The sequence below is a fragment of the Rhodopseudomonas sp. NSM genome, from assembly GCF_052445935.1.
GTDB lineage: Bacteria > Pseudomonadota > Alphaproteobacteria > Rhizobiales > Xanthobacteraceae > Rhodopseudomonas.
The window spans coordinates 317,934-338,630 of record NZ_JBQTCH010000007.1 but is presented as its reverse complement, the minus strand read 5'-3'; the positions used below and the strand labels follow the sequence as shown (position 1 = coordinate 338,630).

The following is a 20,697-nucleotide window of genomic DNA, read 5'->3' as shown; positions in this document are numbered from 1 at the left end:
GGCTCGGCTTTGTCGAGGCGCCCCCTCACCCGACGCGCATCTGGCGATGCGCGTCGACCTCTCCCCGCATGCGGGGAGAGGTGAGAATCGCGCGACAGCGGTCACCCTCCCGGCAGCACCGCGTTGCTGGGCGTCGCCCGGTCGGTCACCTGCATGCCGAACAGGCTGCCGATCAGTTCCACCGCGACCCTGGCGGTGCGGCCGCGCTCGTCGAGGAACGGGTTGAGTTCGACGACGTCGAGCGAGCGCACCAATCCAGAGTCGTGCAGCAGCTCCATCACCAGATGGGCTTCCCGATAGGTCGCGCCGCCCGGCACGGTGGTGCCGACGCCTGGCGCCACCGCAGGATCGAGCACGTCGACATCGAACGACAGATGCAGCACGCCGTTCGCGGCGCGGACCCGATCGATCACGCGGCGGATCAGTACCGCGACGCCGAACTCGTCGATCGCGCGCATGTCGACCACCGGGATCGCGCGGGCGCGCACCAGCTCCTTTTCCAGGGGATCGATCGAGCGGATGCCGAACAGGTCGAGCCGGTCCGGCGGGATCGGGACGCGGGGCTCGTCACCGAGCAGATGGTCGAGCCCCGGCTCGCCGCACAGGAACGCCGCCGACATGCCGTGCATGTTGGCGGTCAGCGTCGTCGCCGGGGTGTTGTAGTCGGCATGGGCGTCGAACCACAGCACGAACAGCGGCCGGCCCTGCGTCTGCCAGTAGCGTGCGACGCCGTTGACCGAGCCCATCGACAGGCTGTGATCGCCGCCCATGAACAGCGGAACGGCGCCCGACTTTGCCAGCTCATAGGCCCGCGCCGAGATCGCGCCGACCCAGCCTCGCACCTCGTCGTAGAAATTGGCGTTGGCCGGCGCCGGGTCGTTGCCGCGATCGAGCTCGGGCCGCGTCATGTCGCCGTGATCCTCGACGGTGAAGCGGAGCTGCTCCAGCACGCGGCCGATGCCGGCGGTGCGCAGCGCCGCCGGCCCCATCAGCGTCCCGCGCAGCCCGGCGCCGATCTCGATCGGCACGCCGAGCAATGCCACGCGGCGGCTCGGATCGGGCGGGATCACGGAGCTGGAGGGCGTCATGCGGGGTGCCTTTCGGGCGGGAGGGCCGGAAACTGTCACGCGCAGGCAATACCCGGTCCGCGTGACGACAACGCGATGGCCGGCGGCTGCGATCAGGCCTTGAAATAGGTGATCTGATGCGTGGTCGCCAGCAAACGCCCGCTGGCTGACCACAGTTCCCCGGTCTGGTCGCTGAAGCTCTTGTGAAACACATTGGCGTCGGCGACGCCGAGCACCGCGGTCGCGGCTTCCTCTGCGAGATCAGCGGCGTCGACGTGAAAATACGTCGTCATCGACACCGTGCCGATCGGCAGCAATTCGCCGCGGACGTGGAAAATCCGCGCGAAGAATGCATCCGCGATCGCCGACAGCGACAGCAGGTCGATCAGGCGCGGCACGGCGTGGCCGATCCAGACCTTGGTGTGCGCGCTCGCCGGCTCGGGATGCGGCGTGCCGCCGAAATTCGGCTCGTTCTCGGCGAAGCGGAATTCGAACTGCCGGATCCAGGACGCCGCGACGCCGGCGCGCGAATACACCGGGGAGTCCTCATAGCTCGGCGTCTGCGGCTTCTCGGTCGGCTGGTGCGACCAGGTCTCGCGGCGCTGGGCGAACACCGCGGTGGCGAACGCCGCGACGCCGGTGTCGGGCTGGGTGAGGTCGATCGACCAGTGCTGGGTCGAGCGCGTCGCCTTGATCAGCCGCGGCGTCAGATCGAACGCGCCGTTGCCGACCGGGGCGCAGAAATTCACCGTCAGCGCCAGCGGGTCGCCGGCGCGGTCCGGGTGCTGCATCAGCGCCCGCAGCAACGTCGCGGTGGTGGCGCCGCCGAACTGGCCGACGAAGGCGTGATAATCGTCGCTGGTCGCCCCGCGCCAGCGGCCGTCGGCGCATTCGACCCGCGTTGCGATATCGAACGGATGCGGCGCGTCGTGAACCCTGGCGTCCAAAACCTTGGCGTCCATGGTGGCTCCCTTCTTATTCTTGCTTTTGTCTGGCTCTCTCGGCGCAACTTGCCCGGCGCCGCGGCCGGGCGCAATGGCTGTCGATCATCATGTGATGCGACGCTGCTCCTCTGCTCCCTCTCCCGCTTGCGGGAGAGGGTTGGGGTGAGGGCGAGCCGAGCACCGAGTCAGCGATCCGCCGAGAGCCCTTCCCCCACCCGGATCGCTACGCGATCCGACCTCCCCCGCAAGCGGGAGAGGTTGCGCTGTGCGCTGGCGCGCCCGCCCTCAACCCTTCGCCCGCCGTGCCGGCGAGGGCTGCGTCGCGTGCCGCGTCGGCACGTCCCAGATGTCCTCGGCGTATTCGCGAATGGTGCGGTCGGACGAGAACCAGGCCATCCGCGCGACGTTGAGAATGCCGGCGCGGGTCCAGGCGGGGCCGGCGGCCCAGCGGGCGTCGATGCCGCGCTGGGCTTCGTAGTAGCTGTCGAAATCGGCGCTGACCATGTAGTGGTCGAGGTGTCGCAGCGCGTGCGCCACCGAGGCGAACCGCGCCGGATCGTCGGGCGAGAACGCGCCGGCGTCGATCGCCCGGATGGCGCGGGCGAGCGGCGGCGAGCGGGTGATGACGTCGTTGGCGTCGAGCCCTTGGGCGCGGCGCGCCACCACCTCGAGCGCTTCCATGCCGAAGATCGCGATGTTCTCGGCGCCGACGTGGTCGCGGATCTCGATATTGGCGCCGTCGAGCGTGCCGATCGTCAGCGCGCCGTTCAGCGCCAGCTTCATGTTGCCGGTGCCGGACGCTTCCATGCCGGCGGTCGAGATCTGCTCCGACAGATCGGCCGCCGGAATGATCACTTCGGCCAGGCTGACATTGTAGTCGGCGAGGAACACCACCTTCAGCTTGCCGCCGATCGAGGCGTCGTTGTTGATCACCTCGGCGACGTCGTTGATCAGCTTGATGATCAGCTTGGCGTAGCGATAGCTCGCCGCCGCCTTGCCGGCGAAGATCTTGACGCGCGGCACCCAGTCGCGGTCCGGCTCGTCCTTGATCGCGTGATACAGCGCGACGGTCTCCAGCACGTTGAGGAGCTGGCGCTTGTATTCGTGGATGCGCTTGATCTGGACGTCGAACAGCGCGCCGGGATCGACCCGGACGCCGTTGCGTTCGCTGATCAGCCGCGCCAGCGCGATCTTGTTGCGGTGCTTGACCGTGCGGAACTGCTGCTGGAACGCGCTGTCGCTGGCGAAGGCTTCGAGGCGGTCGAGCCTCGTCGGATCGTCCAGCACCTCGTCGCCGCAGGCCGAGCGCACCAGATCGGTCAGCCCCGGATTGGCCAGCGTCAGCCAGCGCCGGAAGGTGATGCCGTTGGTCTTGTTGGTGATGCGGTCCGGGTAGAGATGATTGAGATCGTGGAACACGGTCTCCTTCATCAGGTCGGAATGCATCGCCGAGACGCCGTTGATGCGGTGCGAGCCGATGAAGGCGAGGTGGCCCATCCGCACCCGGCGGCCGGCCCGCTCGTCGATCAGCGAGACCGAGGCGCGGAATTCGATGTCGCCGGGGCAGCGCGTTTCGGCGAGCGCCAGATGCGCCTCGTTGATGCGGTAGATGATCTCCAGATGCCGCGGCAGCGTGCGCTCGAACAGATCGAGCGGCCAGGTCTCCAGCGCCTCGGGCAGCAGCGTGTGGTTGGTGTAGCTCAGCGTCGCGGTGGTGATCTGCCAGGCGTCGTCCCAGCGCAGATGATGAACGTCGATCAGCAGCCGCATCAGCTCGGTGACGGCGAGGCTGGGATGGGTGTCGTTGAGCTGGATCGCCGCCTTCTTGGCGAGATTGCGGATCTGCCCGTCGGAATCCAGATGCCGCTTGATCAGGTCCTGCAGCGAGGCGGAGACGAAGAAATACTCCTGCCGCAGCCGCAGCTCGCGGCCGGCGGGACTCTCGTCGTTGGGATAGAGGAATTTGCAGATCGCCTCGGCGCGCGCCTCGTGGGCGGTGGCGCCGAGATAGTCGCCGGTGTTGAAGACGTCGATCAGCATCGGGTCGGGCGCCCGCGCCGACCACAGCCGCAGCGCGTTGACGTGCTCGCCGCGCCAGCCGACGATCGGCGTGTCATAGGCCATCGCCTGCACGGTTTCGATCGGCGTCCAGACCGCGCGCGTCACGCCCTTGGCGTCGGTGACCTGATCGACGCTGCCGCCGAATTTCACCTGATACACCACCTCGGGCCGCTGCAGCTCCCAGGGATTGCCGAACGACAGCCACTCGTCCGGAAATTCCTGCTGCCAGCCGTGATTGATGATCTGCCGGAACAGGCCGTAATCGTAGCGGATGCCGTAGCCGATCGCCGGGATCTCCAGCGTCGCCATGCTTTCCATGAAGCAGGCGGCGAGCCTTCCGAGGCCGCCATTGCCGAGCGCTGCGTCCGGTTCGCATTTGCGAAGGTCGTTGAGGCCGACGCCGAGGTCGCCCAGCGCCGCACCATATTGCGCCAGCAGGCCCATATTGTTCAGCGCGTCGGTGAACAGCCGGCCGATCAGGAATTCCAGCGAGAGGTAATACACCCGCTTGCGGCCGGCGTCGTAGCTCTCCTTCTCGGACACCAGCCAGCGGTGCACGATGCGGTCGCGCAGCGCCAGCGCCGCGGCCTTGTACCAGTCGTGCTTGGTCGCCTGTGTCGCCTCCTTGCCGATCGCAAGCGTCAGCTTGGCCAGGATGGCACTCTTGATTTCGGCCAGCGCCAGTTCATCGATCGGCGGCTGCTGAAACTTCTCTGGCACGGACTGCACGGGCAAATGACGATCCTACAAAGGCTTTACGAGTTGCGAACCATACAAACATTAGCGCCGGATCGAAACCCATGACGAGTGCATCGTTGCGGCGCGGTGCCTTGGTTTTGTGCACAACTCGCGTTTTGGCGATGTGATGCTGAAGATGCCCTGAACGGATTGCAGCCGAACGACGGCATGCGCGACCGCGCATCGACATTTCGCTTTGTGGTTCGCTCCGAGCGATGCGCTGCGGCGGATCGTCGGTCGCCATGCTGCTCCCGAGGCCCGCCGCAGCGTCGGCAGAACAAATTAAGAACAATTTTGCAAGTCATTGATCTATCATTGTGATTCGTGGTGTCGCCACCACAAGATCTATGGCCGTTCCAAGCTTGCGAGGACTAGATGTCCACCATCGCCTTCGATCAGATGGCTCTGACCCGAATTGCCGATTTCGCCCGTTCGCTGTCGCGGCTGCATCAATTGGCCCGGCGGCAGTGGATCGACGACGATCAGCTCGACCGCGAATTCAACGCGGTGTGCCTGTCGATCTGGGGCTATTCGCCGGACGATCTGTGCGACGAGATGTTCTGGGTCGACGATCTCGCCTGGCTCGACACGCTGGATGAAGCATCCGCCCGGATCTTCGCCGCCGAGCATGGCTACGACCTCGTCGACGATTCCGGCATGCTGACCGACTGGTGGGGCTATTGCTGGATGATCCTCGCCGAGAAGCGCGGGCTGCTCACCCCCGAAAACCGCGCCGCCGCCCGCGCCCGGATCGAAGAGACCTACCGCGCCGCGCCGAATGTGATCGGGGTGATCGTCGGGCGGTGAGCTCGCCCCTCCGCGGTCATTCCGGGCCGCTCGCAGAGCGAGCGAACCCGGAATCTGGAGCTGTTCTGCGCGGGACCGCCTGTCGCCCCGAACGTCGGGCTTCCGGGTTCGCCGCTTCGCGGCGCCCCGGAACGACTGCGGGCTCAGGCCCGCTGGTCGTCGCAGTTCCTCAATCGACCCCCGCCCGGCGCCCGCGCACCGCGGGTTGCGCCACGGCCGGGGCCGGCAGCGCCACGTCGCGGCTGGCGGGCGCGGCTTCGGTGAGCTGGTCGCTCACCGGCGCCACCTTCATCTCGCTGAGGCGGGCGCGGAGCTGCGCCGTCAGGCCGGGATAATCCGCGACCGGGGTGAAATCCGGAGTCTGCTCGGCGCCGAGCCGGACGCCCGTATAGGCGGCGAGCCCGGTCGCGGTCGCGACGATGTCGCCGGCGCGCAGCGAGGTATCCTGGGACAGGTCGATCTGCGCCAGCCCGGCCGGGTCGCGGCCATTGCAGGTGCAATCGGCCTTCAGCGCCTTGCGATAGGCGAAGGCGTTTTCGCTGTCGGCATAGCGCTGTCCGTTCGATGCCGTCGCGTAGTCGATGTTGCTGCCGTAATACACCTTGGCGTTGCCGGCCGGGCAGAACGCCTGGCACATCTGCGCCGGCGTTGCGCCCCCGCGCGTCTGCAGCGCGAAATACTTGCCGTCGCATGGGCGCACGCAGAACGCCGACCCGCCGCCGGAAGCGACCGGGCGCGGCGGAGGCGGCGGCGCAGCCTGCTGATTGAGCCCGAACGGATCGGCGAAGAAATTCGCCTGCGCCGGCGCGCCGCGTTGCTGCGGCTGCTGCGGGCCGCCACCGCCGAACAGCATTTCGAGAATGTTCTGCGCCGCGGCGGGCGCCGGGATCAGCGCTATGGCGGTTGCCAAAGCGAACGCCGCCGAGAGCATCGCGGAGCGCCGAAGGCACAGCATTTCAGAGACTTGACGCAACGCCCACTCCACCCGACGCGATCGTGCTGCGGCAGAGCCGCGACCCGGTCACTTTAACGCAGGATGGTAAACGCGGGGTTTCTTTTGTCGCCCGGGCGCCTGTGGCCTCAGCGATTGAGGAATTCGCTGGCCCTGTACAGCGACCGGAACGGCAGCCCGGCCTCCGCGAAGGCTTCCGTGGCGCCTTCCTCGCGGTCGACCATGGTCAGCACCATCACGATCTCGGCGCCGGCTTCGCGAACCGCCTCGACCGCCTTGATCGCCGAGCCGCCGGTGGTGGTGACGTCCTCGACGATGACGCAGCGCTTGCCTTGCAGGGTCTCGCCCTTGGCCAGCCCCTCGATGGCAAGCCTTGCGCCGTGCTCCTTCGGCTTCTTGCGCACGAAGAACGCCGCGATCGGATGATTCTTCAGCCACGACAATTGTGCGATCGCGCCGGCGAGCGGCACCGCGCCCATCTCCAGCCCGCCGATATAGTTGACCTGTTCGTCGCGCAGCGCCTCATAGGTCAAATCCGCCAGCAGCGCCGCCCCCTCAGGGTCGAGCATCGTCGGCTTGAGATTGAAATAGAAATCGCTCTTGCGCCCCGACGCCAGCGTGATCTCGCCGCGGCCGAACGAGCGGGTGCGGATGATGTCGGCAAGGCGGGCGCGGGACGCGGATTTGGACACGGGCGGACTCTCTGGGCTTGGCTTTGCGGAAACCGCCGCAATCTAGCTGCCGACTTCGGACGATGCCAGCGGCACAGGACGGTATTCACGGTTGCGAGCGCATGCAGCTAGGTTGTTGGATCGCAACAGCGCCCCGGCCACAGCGCGCTCCCTCTCCCGCTTGCGGGAGAGGGCTGGGGTGAGGGCGCCCCAGGCACTGACTCAGCATGCGCGGAGAGGCGTGCCCTCACCCGCCGCGCTTCGCGCGTCGACCTCTCCCGCAAGCGGGAGAGGTGCGCAGTGCTCGCCGCGGATCAGCAACCAACAGCGATAGGCGCCGCTAATGCGCCTCGTCCCAATTATCGGCCGCCCGGGCGTCGACCTGCAGCGGCACGTTGAGGATCACCGCCGGGAACGGGGCGTCCTGCATCACGTGGCTCACCACCGGCAGCGTCGCGGCGACTTCGTCCTCGGGAACCTCGAAGATCAGTTCGTCGTGGACCTGCAGCAGCATCTGCGCGCTGAGCTTCTTCTCGGCCAGCGCGTCCTCCATCCGCACCATGGCGCGGCGGATGATGTCGGCGGCGGAGCCTTGCAGCCGCGCATTGATGGCGGCGCGTTCGTTGAAGGCGCGGATCGACGGGTTCGAGGCCTTGATGTCCGGGTAATGGCATTTGCGGCCGAACAGCGTCTCGACATAGCCATGGGTCCGGCAGAAATCGCGGGTCTCGTCCATATAGGCGCGGATACCGGGGAAGCGCTCGAAATAGCGCTTGATATAGGCGCCGGCCTCTTCGCGCGGAATACTCAGCTGGTTGGCGAGGCCGAACGCCGAGATGCCGTAGATGATGCCGAAATTGATCGCCTTGGCGCGGCGGCGGATGTCCGACGGCATGCCCTCGACCGGCACGCCGAACATTTCCGACGCGGTCATCGCGTGGATGTCGATGCCGTCCTGAAACGCTTTGCGCAGCGCCGGCACATCGGCGACTTCGGACAACAGCCGCAGTTCGATCTGCGAGTAGTCGGCCGAGACCAGCCTGTGGCCCGGCGTCGCCACGAAGGCCCGGCGGATCTTGCGGCCGTCCTCGGTGCGCACCGGGATGTTCTGCAGATTCGGCTCGTTCGACGACAGCCGCCCGGTGGTGGTGGCGGCCAGCGCGTAGGTGGTGTGAACGCGCTGGGTCTGCGGGTGCACGTAGTTCGGCAGCGCATCGGTGTATGTCGAGCGCAGCTTCGAGACCTGCCGCCAGTCGAGAATTTTTCGCGGGAATTCGTGCCCTTGTTCGGCGAGTTCGTCCAGCACCTGCGCCGAGGTCGACCACGCGCCGGTCTTGGTCTTGCTGCCGCCCGGCAGGCCCATCTTGCCGAACAGGATGTCGCCGAGCTGCTTGGGGCTGCCGATGTTGATGTCCTCGCCGGCGAGCTCGCGAATCTCGGCCTCGATCCTTGCGGCGGTCTGGGCGAAATCGGCGGAGAGCCGCGACAGCACGTTGCGATCGATCGAGATGCCGCGCCGTTCCATCCGCGCCAGCACGCCGACCAGCGGCCGCTCCAGCGTCTCGTACACCGCCATCATCTGCTCGGCGACCAACCGCGGCTTCAGCACGCGCCACAGCCGGAGTGCGACGTCGGCGCGCTCGCCGCCATATTCGGTGGCGCGGTCGATCGGCACCTGGTCGAACGCGATCTTCGCCTTGCCGCTGCCGGTCAGCGCGCCGAGCACGTGCAGGGTGTGTCCGAGATTGCTCTCGGACAAAGCATCGAGCCCGTGGCTGCCGCGGCCCGCATCGAGCACATAGGAGATCAGTTGCACATCGTCGATGTTGCGCAAGGTGATGCCGTGCTGCGCCAGCAGCACCGCGGTGAATTTGATGTTGAAGCCGATCTTGGCGAGGCCTGCGGAGTCCAGCAGCGGCCGCAGCGCATCGAGCACCTCGCGCGCGCCGAGCTGGTCGGGCGCGAGGCCGGCGGCGAACAGGCCGCTTCCGTCGCCGGTCTGGCGATGGCCGAGCGGGATGTAGGCCGCATCATTGGGCCCGAGCGACAAGGCGATGCCGCACAGCTCCGCCTGCATCGGATCGATCGAGGTCGCGATCGCATCGACCGCGAAGGCGCCGGCGTCGTGGATCCGCGCGATCCAGCCTTGCAGCTCGTCGCGCGTGCGCACGGTTTTGTAAGCGGCGCGATCGACCGGAATTTTGCGCGCTGCCTCGGCGCGGGCCGCCGCGAGAATCTGCGGCGACAGCACTTCGCCCGGCTTGCCATCGCGACCGCGGCCGGCGTTCAGCGCACCACCTTCCCCCGATGGCTGCGCGCCCCCTCTCCCGCTTGCGGGAGAGGGCTGGGGTGAGGGCACTTGGCCAGAAAAAAGGTCCCCGCCCGTGGAAGTGCCCCCACCCGTCGCGCTGCGCGCGCCGACCTCCCCCGCAAGCGGGAGAGGTGAGGACTTCAGCGCCGCCTCGGCCTCGACATCCGACGGATCGATCTGCGAATAGTCCGCGACGCGCCGCGTCAGCGTGGTGAATTCCATCGCCTTGAGAAACGAGATCAGCTTTCGCGCGTCGGGCTCGTGCACGGCGAGCTCGTCGAGCGGCACGTCGAGCTTCACCTTGTCGTCGAGCAGCACCAGTTGCCGCGAGATCCGCGCCTTCTCGGCGTTCTCGATCAGCGCCTCGCGCCGCTTCGGCTGCTTGATCTCGGCGGCGCGCGCCAAGAGCGTGTCGAGGTCGCCATATTCATTGATCAGTTGCGCGGCGGTCTTGACGCCGATGCCCGGCACGCCGGGCACGTTGTCGACGCTGTCGCCGGCCAGCGCCTGGACTTCGACGACCTTCTCGGGCGGCACGCCGAATTTCTCGATCACCTCGGCAATGCCGATGCGGCGGTCCTTCATGGTGTCGTACATCATGACGCAGTCGGTCACGAGCTGCATCAGGTCCTTGTCGGACGACACAATTGTTGCCGTGGCGCCGCGTTCGCACGCCTCGCGCACATAGGTGGCGATCAGATCGTCGGCCTCGAAGCCGGATTGCTCGAGGCACGGCAGGTCGAACGCCCGCACCGCCTCGCGGATCAGCGCGAATTGCGGGATCAGATCGTCCGGCGCCGGCGGCCGGTGCGCCTTGTAGTCGGGATAGAGCTGGTTGCGGAAGGTGTGCTCGGATTTGTCGAAGATGATGGCCAGATGCGTCGGCCGGTTGTCCGGGGGCATCTCGCGCAGCAGCTTCCACAGCATGTTGCAGAAGCCGAGCACGGCGTTGACCTGCAGCCCGTCCGACTTGCGGGTGAGCGGCGGCAGTGCGTGATAGGCGCGGAAAATGTAGGACGACCCGTCGACCAGGAAGATGTGATCGCCCTCGCCCGGCGGCTTGACGGCGGCAGGGGCATTGGCGGCGACGGGCGCGGCGGCTTTCGAAGGGGATTTCGGCATGGCCGCAACTTAAGGCGTTTTGCGGCTTTTGACACCCTGCCGGACGCGGGCGGCGGCGATTTTTGCAAAGCGGATGGAAACCGGTTGCGCGGGCTGCTGTTCCATGCGCCGGTGGCTCCCGCCGCACCCGAAAGGACTCCCGATGCCCACGCCCCTCGACGACCTGATGGCCAGACTGCGCGCAGTCGAGGCCGAGATCGAGGTCGAACTGACCAAACGGCGCGAGGCGCTGCGCTGGCATCTGGACAACCAGCGGATCGTGTTCGAGCAGGGCGTCGAGCGATTACACAGCGCGATCAAGGTGAGGCTGTCGCACTATATCCGCGATGCCAATCCGTGGATCGTGCTCACCGCGCCGGTGATCTACGCGCTGATCGTGCCGTTCGTGATTCTCGATGTCAGCGTGATGGCCTTTCAGGCGATCTGCTTTCCGATCTACAAGATCCCGAAAGTGCGCCGCCGCGACTATCTGGTGTTCGACCGCCACCACCTCGCTTATCTGAACCTCTTGGAAAAGATCAATTGCGCCTATTGCTCCTACGGCAACGGCGTGATCGCCTTCGCCCGCGAGGTCGCGGCGCGGACCGAAGTGTACTGGTGCCCGATCAAGCACGCCCGCCGCATCCTCGGCCCGCACCCGCACTACCAGGGCTTCGCCGATTTCGGCGACGCCGAAACCTATCGGGCGAAGATCGTCGGGATGCAGGGCGGCGTGAAGATCGAGGACGGCGGGTAGACCTGCGCCGGGAGCCGGGGCTACTGATCGCTCAACCTCGTCATGGCAGGCGATGAACGCGGGCACGGCGAGTCGGATCAGCCGGCTTGTTCTTTGGCCTCCTCACGCCGTCGTCATCCTGAGGTGCGAGCGAAGCGAGCCTCGAAGGATGAGGGCAGCGGGCACCGTGGCCCATCCTTCGAGGTCCGATGTGCCGCGCATAAGCGCGGCGCATCGGACACCTCAGGATGACGCCGAGGAGGTCGAGATTGAGGGAGGAAGAACGGCGCTGCGGTCACCTCCGCAGAACGACAATGGCCGGGGGCGAACCCCGGCCGTTTCGTGTCGGTTGCGTCATTGCGAGGAGGCGAAGCCGACGAAGCAATCCAGAGGCTCCGTGCACGGAGCTGGATTGCTTCGCCTTCGGCTCGCAAATGACGATGTCGCGACGTCGAGCCCCTACGCGAACCCGTGTTTCGCCTTGCTTTCCAGTTCCTGCGCCTTGAACTGGTTGAAGCGCGGCAGGAACTTGTCCCAGTCGATGATGTGGGCGTCGATTTCCGGGCCGTCGATGCAGGCGTGCTTGCGCACCATCTTGCCGTCGATCGTCACCGGCACCATGCAGGCGCCGCACATCCCCGTCGCGTCCACCATGATCGAGTTGAGGCTCGCCACGGTCTTGACGCCATACGGCTTGGTGAGGTCGCTCACCGCGCGCATCATCAGCGGCGGGCCGATCGCGATCACTTCGGCGATGCTGCGGCCGATGCCCTGCTGGTTGGCCTTGATCATCTCTTCCAGCGGCCCGGTAACGAAGCCCTTGACGCCGTAGCTGCCGTCATTGGTGGTGTAGATCAGCGACAGCTGGTCACCGAACTCGCGCTTGATCTTGCCCATGCGCTCGTCGTCGCCGGTCCAGAACAGAAACTCCTTGGCCCGGAAGCCGGAGATCAGCGTGACGTGATTGCCGAGCCGCAGGTGCTCGCGCAGGATCGGATACACCGGCGGCAGGCCGACGCCGCCGGCGCAGAACACCACGGTCTGGTTGCCGTCGTAGCGATGCAGCTCCGAGGCGCGGCCGAGCGGGCCGGCGATGCCCGAGAACGCGTCGCCGATCGCCATGCGGTTGATCTCCAGCGACGACGTTCCCATGCCCTGCACGACGAGATCGATGGTGCCTTGCTCGACGTCCCAATCGGCCAGCGTCAGCGGGATCAGCTCGCCCTTTTCCCACGGCAGCACGCGGACGAACTGACCGGCCTGCGCCGAGCGCGCCACCATCGGGGCGCGCACGGTGAACTCGACGATGCCGCCGGCGAGCGGCACCTTGTTGACGATGGTCTGTTCGATCTGGCCGAGTTCGGTGTAGCGCGCCGCGCGCTCCACACGGTCCCTGATCTCGGCCGCGGTGAACGGAATCTCGCCGACGATTTCCTTGGCCGCCGCCTGGCCGTCGCCGGCCGCGCGGATCGCCGTCGAGCCGCCGCGTGCGGCGTCGCCGCCGGAATAGACGTCCTTGATCGAGGTCCGCTGCGAGCCCTGTTCGACCTCGATCGTGCCCCATTTGTTGGTCTTCAGGCCGGGTTCCGCGTCCCGCATGATCGGGTTGGCGGTGTTGCCCAGCGCCATGATGACAAGGTCGACCGGCACCCGTTCGATCTGCCCGGTCGGCTTCGGGCTGCGGCGGCCGGACTTGTCGGGCTCGCCGAGCTCGTTGACGTCGAGCAGCGCGTGGGTGACGAAATGGGTGTGGTCGTCGCCGATGAATTCACGCGGCGCGCGCAGCACCGCGAGGTTGATGCCTTCTTCCAGCGCGTGATGCAGCTCCTCGACGCGGGCCGGCATCTCGCTCTGGGTGCGGCGATAGACGATGGTGACGTTGCCGCCCAAACGTTTCGCTGTGCGCGCCGCGTCCATCGCGGTGTTGCCGCCGCCGATCACGAACACGTTCTTGCCTTTGGTCTCCGGCAGCGGCGTCTCGTAGCGGTCGTCGAGGCCGCGCATCAGGTTGACGCGGGTCAGGAACTCGTTGGCCGACATCACGCCGAGCAGATGCTCGCCCGGCACGTTCATGAACGTGGGAAGCCCCGCGCCGGTACCGACGAAGATCTTCCAGAAGCCTTCGGACTTGAGGTCTTCCAGCGTCGCCGTCTTGCCGACCACGAAGTTCTTGACGAAACGGCCGCCGAGCAGCGTGATCTTCTCGACGACGTCGTCGATCAGCTGGTTCGGCAACCTGAACTCCGGAATGCCGTAGCGCAGCACGCCGCCGAGGTCATGAAACGCCTCGAAGATGGTGACCGGGAAACCTTCGACCGCCAGCAAGTAAGCGTTGATCAGGCCGGACGGGCCGGAGCCGACCACCGCGATCGGCGGTTTTGCCGCCGCGGCCCACGGGCTGATGCGGCCGGCAAAGCGGTCGTTGGCGGTGGGGTTCACCAGCTTCTCGTGCTCGGGCAGATACCATTCGATCTGGCCGATCTCGATCGGGCGCTTGGTGTGGGTGCAGACGCCCTGGCACTGCAATTCCTGCGGACAGACGCGGCCGGTGACGTTCGGCAGCGGGTTGCAGCTCTCGATCAGCTCCAGCGCCTCGCGGTGCTTGCCGTTGCCGAGCAGGTCCAGCATCTCGGGGATGTGGATCTTGACCGGGCAGCCGCCCTTCGGCTCGCTCTTGCCGTGGATCAGCACGCCGAGCTCGCACGGCTTGTCGTCGCACTGCTTGTCGCGCATCACTTCGAGCCAGACGAACAGCTCGCATTCGCGCAAGGAGTAGCCGATCGACTGGTAGCCGAGATAGCCCTGGTTGACGAGGTCGAAGTCGACCGCGCGCTGCTCCGCCGGGCGGATGTAAGGCGGGATGAACGCCTCGCCCGGCCAGCCTTCCGACAGGTTCTCGAACATCGGATAGCGACCGCGCAGATGCACGTCGATCGCCTTGATGAACTTGCGCTTGAACTTCAGCGGCAGCGCCCAGATGAAGCGCTGCAGGATCGCGCTCATGTCGTCGTCGCGCGCCAGCAGATTCCACAGCGTCGTGGTGAACGCTTCGCCCAGCTCAGCCTGCTGGAATTCCCAGACGATCGCCTGGGTGCCGTCGGCGATGAACATGTTGCGCAGCGACGCCGGGTCGCTGACCAGGCGCTTCTGCAGCAGCGCGAGCTGCTTCTGGAAGATGCCGACGGCCTCGCTGGCCTGCAGCTCTTCCAGTTCGGTCTTCGAGCTTTCCAGCGCGCTGCGCGCCTGCTGGTAGCGCAGCACGTCGTTGGCGATGGTGTTGGTGACGCCGCTCATCGGATGATCTCCGCGTCGCAGTTGGCCGCCGCGCGGCTGAGTTTGGCCGACAGTTCGGGCGTGAGCTTGATCTTGTCGAACACGCCCGGGATCACATGGGCGACCTCCTTGGAGGCGCCGCCCACCACGATCTTGGTGAGTTCGAACACTTCGGGCACGTCCTGGTAGCAGCTCTTGCAGTTGGTGCATTTGTCGAGATCGGTCTCGGCGATGTCGATATGCGTGCCGCCATTGGCGCCGTTCGCGGGCTTCGCGCCGTTGGTCTGCACCGCCGGGGCCGGGGCCAGCCCGGCCATCAGCCCGGCGAAGCCGCCGCCGGCCGGCGCGTTCGAACTCGCCGCCAGTTCGCTCATGCCGCGCGCGATGCTGTCGAGCGAGGATTCGCGGGCCTTGACCTGCTCTTGGTACTGGTGCTGCAGCGCGGCCAGTTCGGCGCTGTGCGCCTCGTCCAGCGCGCGGACGTCGAAGCCGGCGAGCACCTGCAGCGTGCGCCAGTATTTGCGCCGTTCCTCGACCAGCGCCACCACGGTCTCGCCGACCGCCATCCGGACCAGCTTCTTGTCGCCGTCGACGACGTGGATGAACGGCGTCTTGCCGGCGCGCGCGGCCGGGTCGAGCGCCACGTACTCGTCGATCGGCAGGCCGTCGGCGTCCTTCTTCAGCGGCTTGAACTGCTTGCGGAAGCGGACTTCGGTATAGGCGAAGTCGGCCGGGGTCAGCTTCGCCTTCATCAGCTGGGTCGCGCCGTTATCGTCGACATATTCGATCGACTTGCTGGCCCAGTCCTGATCCGCCTCCGGATTGCCGTCGAGGCAGAACGCGCTGGTCAGCTTGCCGCCCTTGCGCGGGTCGTGGACGAACACCGGGTTCATCCGGCTCTCCACCGCGAGCCGCGCCTGGCGGTTGGCGACGGCGTCGCCGATGCCGTGCTCGGCCTGGCACGGCGTGTAGACGTCGAGCACCGCCGGCGACGAGGTGTGGTTGAGGAACTCCATCACGTTTTTCAGGAAGTGCCCCTGCAGCGCGGTCGCGGTCTGCACCACGAACACGCTCGGATGGAACGAGGCGATCAGGCCGAGCTCCTTGCGGGATTCCTGCTTGCCGTGATTGGCGATGCCGAACCGCGACAGGTCGGAATCCTGACCAGTCAGGCTCGCGGTCGAAGTCTGGCCGCCCGTGTTGGAGTAAGCGCCGGTGTTCAGCACCACGACCTTGATCGGGGTCTTGGTCGACAATAGCCGCGACAGCGCGCCGAAGCCGATGTCGTAGGTGGCGCCGTCGCCGCCCATGCTCAGCACGGTCGGCAGCAGGCTGCGCTCCTCCGGCGTGAACTGGCCCCAGCCGAAGTAGCGGAAGTAACCGTCATGCCTGGCCGGATCATAGGCATCGGCCAATTCCAGCTTCGCCACCCGCAGCGCGCGAAAATCGTCCGAGGCCTGCGCGGTGAGGCCTTCGAAGATGCCCTTGGCGACCGCCGGCGTGTCCTGGAACAGGCTGTTCACCCACGGGTCGGTGTAGGGGTTGAACGGGAAGGTCGAGGCGTAGACGCTCGAACATCCCGTCGCGTTGGCGATCACCATGCCGGACGGGCCGTTGCCGGTCGGGCCGCTCTCATAGGTGTACAGCCGCTTCTCCAGCGTCTTCAGCGTGGCGTCGATCCGCGCGGCGCGCGCCGCGTCGCCTTCGACCTGCGTCCGCTTGGCGGTGAGCTGGTCGATCAGGGCTTCCAGCTCGCGGGTGTGGTCCTTGCGGCGCTTGTCGTGGATCGCGTGGTTGGTCGAGGTGACCAGACGGATCGCGGTGACTTCGCCGCAGCCGCGGCAGGCGCCGTGGCCGCCGGTGGTGGCGTAGTAATTGGCGCGGTCGAGCATCAGCCGCTTGGTCTCACCCTCGGGCTTGGTGGCGCCTTCGGTGAAGCGCGCCGGCGTGTTCGGGGTGCGGCTGAGAAATTCGAACCGCGCCTGCAACTGCTCCAGCAGCGGCTCGTCCTGCTCGCGATCGACCAGCGCGCCGGGGCCGCAGACGTCGATACATTCGAGACAGCCCGAGCACTTCCACGGATCGACGCTCACTGAATACAGGCCGCCGGTGCCCGGCTGGCTCTTCTCCATCGCGTCGAAGAACGGCCGCGTCCGCGCCACCGGATACACCGACAGCGCCGCGGCGAGCTTGCCGAAATTGCGGTTCAGCGTCGCGTTGTCGACGTCCAGCGCCTCCGCCGCCTGGGCCACCACCTCGTGGAACGGCTTGTCGTCCTTGGCGGCGCGATACACCTCGCGGATCGCCTCGCTCAGCGCCGGCACTTTTTCGCGCAACGCATCAGCTTGCGCGGGCGCGATGTCGAGCTGCTTGATCGCGGTGCCGAGCAGTTCGTGGATGTCGTGCACGGCGTTGGGGATCGCGGCGTCCGGGCAGACCAGCGCGCATTCCATGCAGCCGGTGCACAGATCGGCGTTGAACTCCGGCACGTTGCGGCGGAACAGACCCTTGTCCTTGGCGGCCGCCGAGCCCGCCGGCATGAACATGCCCATGCCCGGCAGCACCGGCGCATCCGCGATGGTGCCGTCGCGGAACGGGCCGGCCAGCACGTCGTCGTAATATTCAGGATCGAGGAAGCCCGCGGCGGAGGCCGGCGCGGCGGCGCGGCACATCGAGGCCGAGATCGAGGCGCTGGCTGTCTTCTTCGGCGCGGCCTTGATGGCGTCTTCGCTGAATTCCGGCGCGTCGACATCGACCTTGTGGGTGGCTTCGAGGCCTTCGCGGATCACCGCCATGTTGCCGTCGACGATGTCGCCGCCCTTGGCGCCGAACTTCTTGGAGATCTGCTGGCGGATCTTGTTCAGCATCGCCTCCTGCGAGGCGTCGGCGACGACGCGGTCGACATTGCCGCACACTGCGCCGATGAAGGCGATGCCCATCATCCGGGTTTCGAGCTCGGCGGTCGGGGCGTGGCGCTTGGCCACCGCGAAGGCGTCGATCACGTAGAACTTGATCTTCTTGTCGCGGATGGTCTGCCGCGCCTTGGCGGGCAGGTCACGCCACACGTCGAGCGCCGACAGGTTGGTCTGCAGGATGAAGGTGCCGCCCTCGACCAGGCCGCGTAGCGGGTTGGTGTGCACAAAGACTTTATGGTCCGGCGAGATCACGATCTCGACGTCTTCCAGCTCGGCGTTGGTGATCTTCACCGGCTCCGGCGACAGCGTGATGTAGTAGTTGGTCGGCGCGCCGCTCTTTTCCGAGCCGTATTTCGGCGCGGATTTCGAGTGCATGTCGAGCGCGCCGGCGAGAATGTCGGTGAGCAGCTTGCCGGACGCGATGGTGCCGTAGCCGCCGATCGAGTGGAAGCGGATGCGGAACGCCTGCGGCGGCAGCAGGTTCGGGTTGGTCCCGGTCGGCAGCGCCATGAATTGCGTTTCCGGATAGGCGGCCTTCAGCCGATCCTGCAGCGCTTCCATCCGCGGCGAGGCGTTCTTGGTGAAGAACTGCGTGCCGAGATACACGAACGGCGCCGAATCCGGCTTCTCCATATTGGCGTAGCAGGCGATCATGTCGCGCGGCTGCAGATCGTGGCCGCCGAGGCCGAAGATCGCGGTGGTGATTTTCGGCAATTTGTCGAGCGCCGGGATTCCGGCATGACGGATTCCGGCGTCGCCGTTCTCGCGCGCCTTGCACAGCGCCTGCGTCACGAGCTGCGTCAGCGCGGTGACGTCGGAGCGTTCCAGCACGGTGACGGCGGTCTTGCCGGCCAGCGCCTGCACCAGCTCGGCCTCGGGGAACGGCTGCAGCATCTTGATCGACACCACGCCGACCTTCTTGCCCTGCGAGCGCAAATAAGCGGCGACCGCCTCGGCGTCGTCGGTGACCGAGCCCAGCCCGACCACGACGTGCTCGGCGTCGTCGCACAGATACGTCATCACCGGCTTGTATTCGCGGCCGGTCAGGCTTGCGTATTCGTCCATCGCTTCCTTGACGAAGCGCGGCACCGCATTGGCGAAGTGGGTGCGATGGTCGACCGCGCCGGCCTGGAAGTCCGGCTGGTTCTGCACGCCGCCGGTGAGGCCCGGATTGTCGATATCGACCAGCGCCGGCACCAGTTGCCGCGTGCCCTTCTCGGGCGCGTTGATCCACTGCCGCTTCCACGGCCCGCGCAGTTCCTCGGGCAAGTAAGCCAGCGTCTCGGCGACGATCTCGCCGACATTGTCGGCTTCGATCGCGTCGGCGTTGTCGTCCAGGAATTTCTTGAGCGACTCGAGGTCCGTGGCGACGAAGTCGGTGTCGTGCCGCAGCAGATATTGCTTGAGCTGGAACACCCGGCCCTTGGCGCCGAACAGCATCTCCTGCGCCACCGTCGGGCACTTGATGCGGCCGGATGGGTCGCCGAGGAAGTCGCGCAGCAGTTCCGGCTCCGGCATCAGCGCTTCGCTGAGCATATGCGAGGTGGCGAAGCCGTCCATCGCATTGGCGACCGGGATCAGCGAGGTCGCGGCGACCTTGTAGGAGATCGCCGCGAGGTCGGCGGCTTCCTGCGGGTTGGAGCCGAACAGGATGGTGTAGCCCGACGACAGCAGCGCATAGACGTCGTCATGGCCGGCCATCACGTTGAGCGAGTGCTTCGACACCACGCGGGCTGCGACCTGCAGCACGAAGCCGCCGACCTTCTTGCCGACGGTGACGTAGTGCGATTCCAGGCCGTACAGGATGCCCTGGGATGACGAGGCATTGGAGATGAACTTGCCGCCGGTCAGCGCCGCGCCCAATGCGCCCGATTGCGCCGAGTGCTCGCCCTCGGGCTCGAAGAAGAACGGATGCTTGCCCCAGACGTTGCAGCCGCCGGAGGAGCGGAACGCCTCGTAGATCTCGGAGATCTCGGTCGAGGGCGTGATCGGGTAGCCGATGACGCCGCCGCAGACATGACCCATCACTTGCGCCACTGCGCCGTTGCCGTGGATCACCGAGGGGATGCCGGGATATTTTGCGTTCATGGGTCGTTCCATTCCTAATGACTGTTGGCGCAGCGATGCCGCGCGGCGCGTCCGAGAAAAGCGTTCCGGGCCGTGGCGGCTGCGATTGCAGCGGACGGCGAACCTCGTCTCGATCCTTCAGAAGTGGCTACCGGCGGGGTCGAACCTCCGCAGTGGTAAAGCCGTAGCCTTGTGTGCGGTGCACTAGCACGCGGCGGGAACAGTCGATTTGACGCGCATCAAAGGCGAAGATTATGGGGCCATTTGCGCAATAAAATTACAAAATTCTCAAATGAGAGGCATCCGCAGGTGGCGGGGTATGGGGCTGATGGGAGAGCCGACGCAGCCCTCCCAAAGGTCAAATTGATCCCCAACCGAACTCGTTATATATTGAAATATACGACGACGGCCGGCTTTGGCGATTGCGCCGGTCGGGCGTGCTGCCGTCCGTGGAGCGCCGGCGTGCCGGCGGACAGACGATGACGTTCGATTCCCAATGCGATCTTGCGGCGCTGGTCTACGACCCCGGCGACGATCCCGACGCGCTGCTGCGAGGCTTCGCCGCCGATCTCAATGCGCGCGGCTATCGCGCGGTCGGGCTGGTGCAGGTCGCGCATCGCGTGGCGGAGGTGCCGCAATTGTCGGCGACGCTGGTGCACAGCGGTGAGCAGCTGCCGCTGTATCAGAATCTCGGTTCGCAGGCGTCCGGCTGCCGCCTCGATCCCGGCCAGTTGCTGGCGGCCGGCGGCCGCGTCGGCGCGGCGATCGACCAGGGCGCCGATATCGTCATCATCAATCGCTTCGGTCAGCAGGAGAGCGAAGGCCGCGGGCTGCTGCATCTGATCGTGCAGGCGCTGAGCGCCGACATCCCGCTGGTGATCGCCGTGCCGAGCAAGCGCTTCGACGCCTGGATCCGCTTCGCCGACGGCATGAGCGTGCGGCTGCCCTGCAATCGCGGCGCGCTGGAGGCGTGGTGGTCGAACCTCTCCCCGCGCGGCAGAGGCGGCGCGCCGAACGCGCACGCCACGATGTGCGAGGTCTACAAATAGGCAAT

The 20,697-nt window shown here is 66.6% G+C and carries 12 protein-coding genes; 3 read left to right on the top strand and 9 right to left on the bottom strand.

Going from position 1 to position 20,697, the window contains the following annotated elements:
- Positions 1-101 precede the first annotated feature (101 nt).
- The 4 genes from rocF to ACTZWT_RS19185 form a co-directional block, all read right to left on the bottom strand.
- Positions 102-1,088 carry an arginase gene (rocF, locus tag ACTZWT_RS19200; protein ID WP_444771267.1) on the bottom strand — a complete coding sequence of 329 codons (987 nt, stop codon included), beginning with the start codon at positions 1,086-1,088 and terminating at the stop codon, positions 102-104.
- 92 nt (positions 1,089-1,180) lie between these two features.
- Positions 1,181-2,029, bottom strand: a complete 849-nt coding sequence (locus ACTZWT_RS19195; RefSeq protein WP_444771266.1) for an acyl-CoA thioesterase — start codon at positions 2,027-2,029, stop codon at positions 1,181-1,183.
- A 267-nt stretch (positions 2,030-2,296) separates the two neighbouring features.
- A complete protein-coding gene (locus ACTZWT_RS19190) occupies positions 2,297-4,807 on the bottom strand; it encodes a glycogen/starch/alpha-glucan phosphorylase (RefSeq protein WP_444771265.1) in 2,511 nt (836 codons plus the stop codon).
- A complete protein-coding gene (locus ACTZWT_RS19185) occupies positions 4,758-5,054 on the bottom strand; it encodes a hypothetical protein (protein ID WP_444771264.1) in 297 nt (98 codons plus the stop codon). Before ACTZWT_RS19185 ends, ACTZWT_RS19190 begins: the two co-directional genes overlap by 50 nt.
- 131 nt (positions 5,055-5,185) lie before the next feature.
- Here ACTZWT_RS19185 and ACTZWT_RS19180 point away from each other — a divergent pair, with 131 nt between their 5' ends.
- On the top strand, positions 5,186-5,617 hold the full coding sequence (locus tag ACTZWT_RS19180; RefSeq protein ID WP_322514572.1) for a hypothetical protein: 432 nt from the start codon (positions 5,186-5,188) through the stop codon (positions 5,615-5,617).
- 169 nt (positions 5,618-5,786) lie between these two features.
- Here the strand turns inward: ACTZWT_RS19180 and ACTZWT_RS19175 are convergent, their stop codons facing one another.
- The 3 genes from ACTZWT_RS19175 to polA all read right to left on the bottom strand — a co-directional run bounded on the left by ACTZWT_RS19175 (position 5,787) and on the right by polA (position 10,673).
- Positions 5,787-6,590 (bottom strand): DUF2865 domain-containing protein, encoded by an 804-nt coding sequence (locus ACTZWT_RS19175; RefSeq protein WP_444771263.1) that lies wholly within the window; start codon positions 6,588-6,590, stop codon positions 5,787-5,789.
- A gap of 107 nt (positions 6,591-6,697) precedes the next feature.
- Positions 6,698-7,261 (bottom strand): orotate phosphoribosyltransferase, encoded by a 564-nt coding sequence (gene pyrE / locus ACTZWT_RS19170; RefSeq protein ID WP_444771262.1) that lies wholly within the window; start codon positions 7,259-7,261, stop codon positions 6,698-6,700.
- Between the two features lie 319 nt (positions 7,262-7,580).
- Entirely contained in the window at positions 7,581-10,673 is a 3,093-nt protein-coding gene (gene polA, locus ACTZWT_RS19165; RefSeq protein WP_444771261.1) for a DNA polymerase I, read from the bottom strand.
- A gap of 142 nt (positions 10,674-10,815) precedes the next feature.
- On the opposite strand from polA, the gene ACTZWT_RS19160 reads away from it, so the two are divergent.
- Positions 10,816-11,409 carry a hypothetical protein gene (locus ACTZWT_RS19160; RefSeq protein WP_444771260.1) on the top strand — a complete coding sequence of 198 codons (594 nt, stop codon included), beginning with the start codon at positions 10,816-10,818 and terminating at the stop codon, positions 11,407-11,409.
- 438 nt (positions 11,410-11,847) lie between these two features.
- On the opposite strand, the gene ACTZWT_RS19155 is transcribed toward ACTZWT_RS19160, so the two are convergent.
- Positions 11,848-14,682, bottom strand: a complete 2,835-nt coding sequence (locus ACTZWT_RS19155) for a sulfide/dihydroorotate dehydrogenase-like FAD/NAD-binding protein (protein WP_444771259.1) — start codon at positions 14,680-14,682, stop codon at positions 11,848-11,850.
- Positions 14,679-19,664: a 2-oxoacid:acceptor oxidoreductase family protein gene (locus tag ACTZWT_RS19150; protein WP_444771258.1), complete on the bottom strand. Its 4,986-nt coding sequence runs from the start codon at positions 19,662-19,664 to the stop codon at positions 14,679-14,681. The genes ACTZWT_RS19155 and ACTZWT_RS19150 overlap by 4 nt, the downstream gene beginning before the upstream one ends.
- A 458-nt stretch (positions 19,665-20,122) precedes the next feature.
- Here ACTZWT_RS19150 and ACTZWT_RS19145 point away from each other — a divergent pair, with 458 nt between their 5' ends.
- Positions 20,123-20,692 carry a DUF2478 domain-containing protein gene (locus tag ACTZWT_RS19145; protein ID WP_444771257.1) on the top strand — a complete coding sequence of 190 codons (570 nt, stop codon included), beginning with the start codon at positions 20,123-20,125 and terminating at the stop codon, positions 20,690-20,692.
- Positions 20,693-20,697 lie beyond the last annotated feature (5 nt).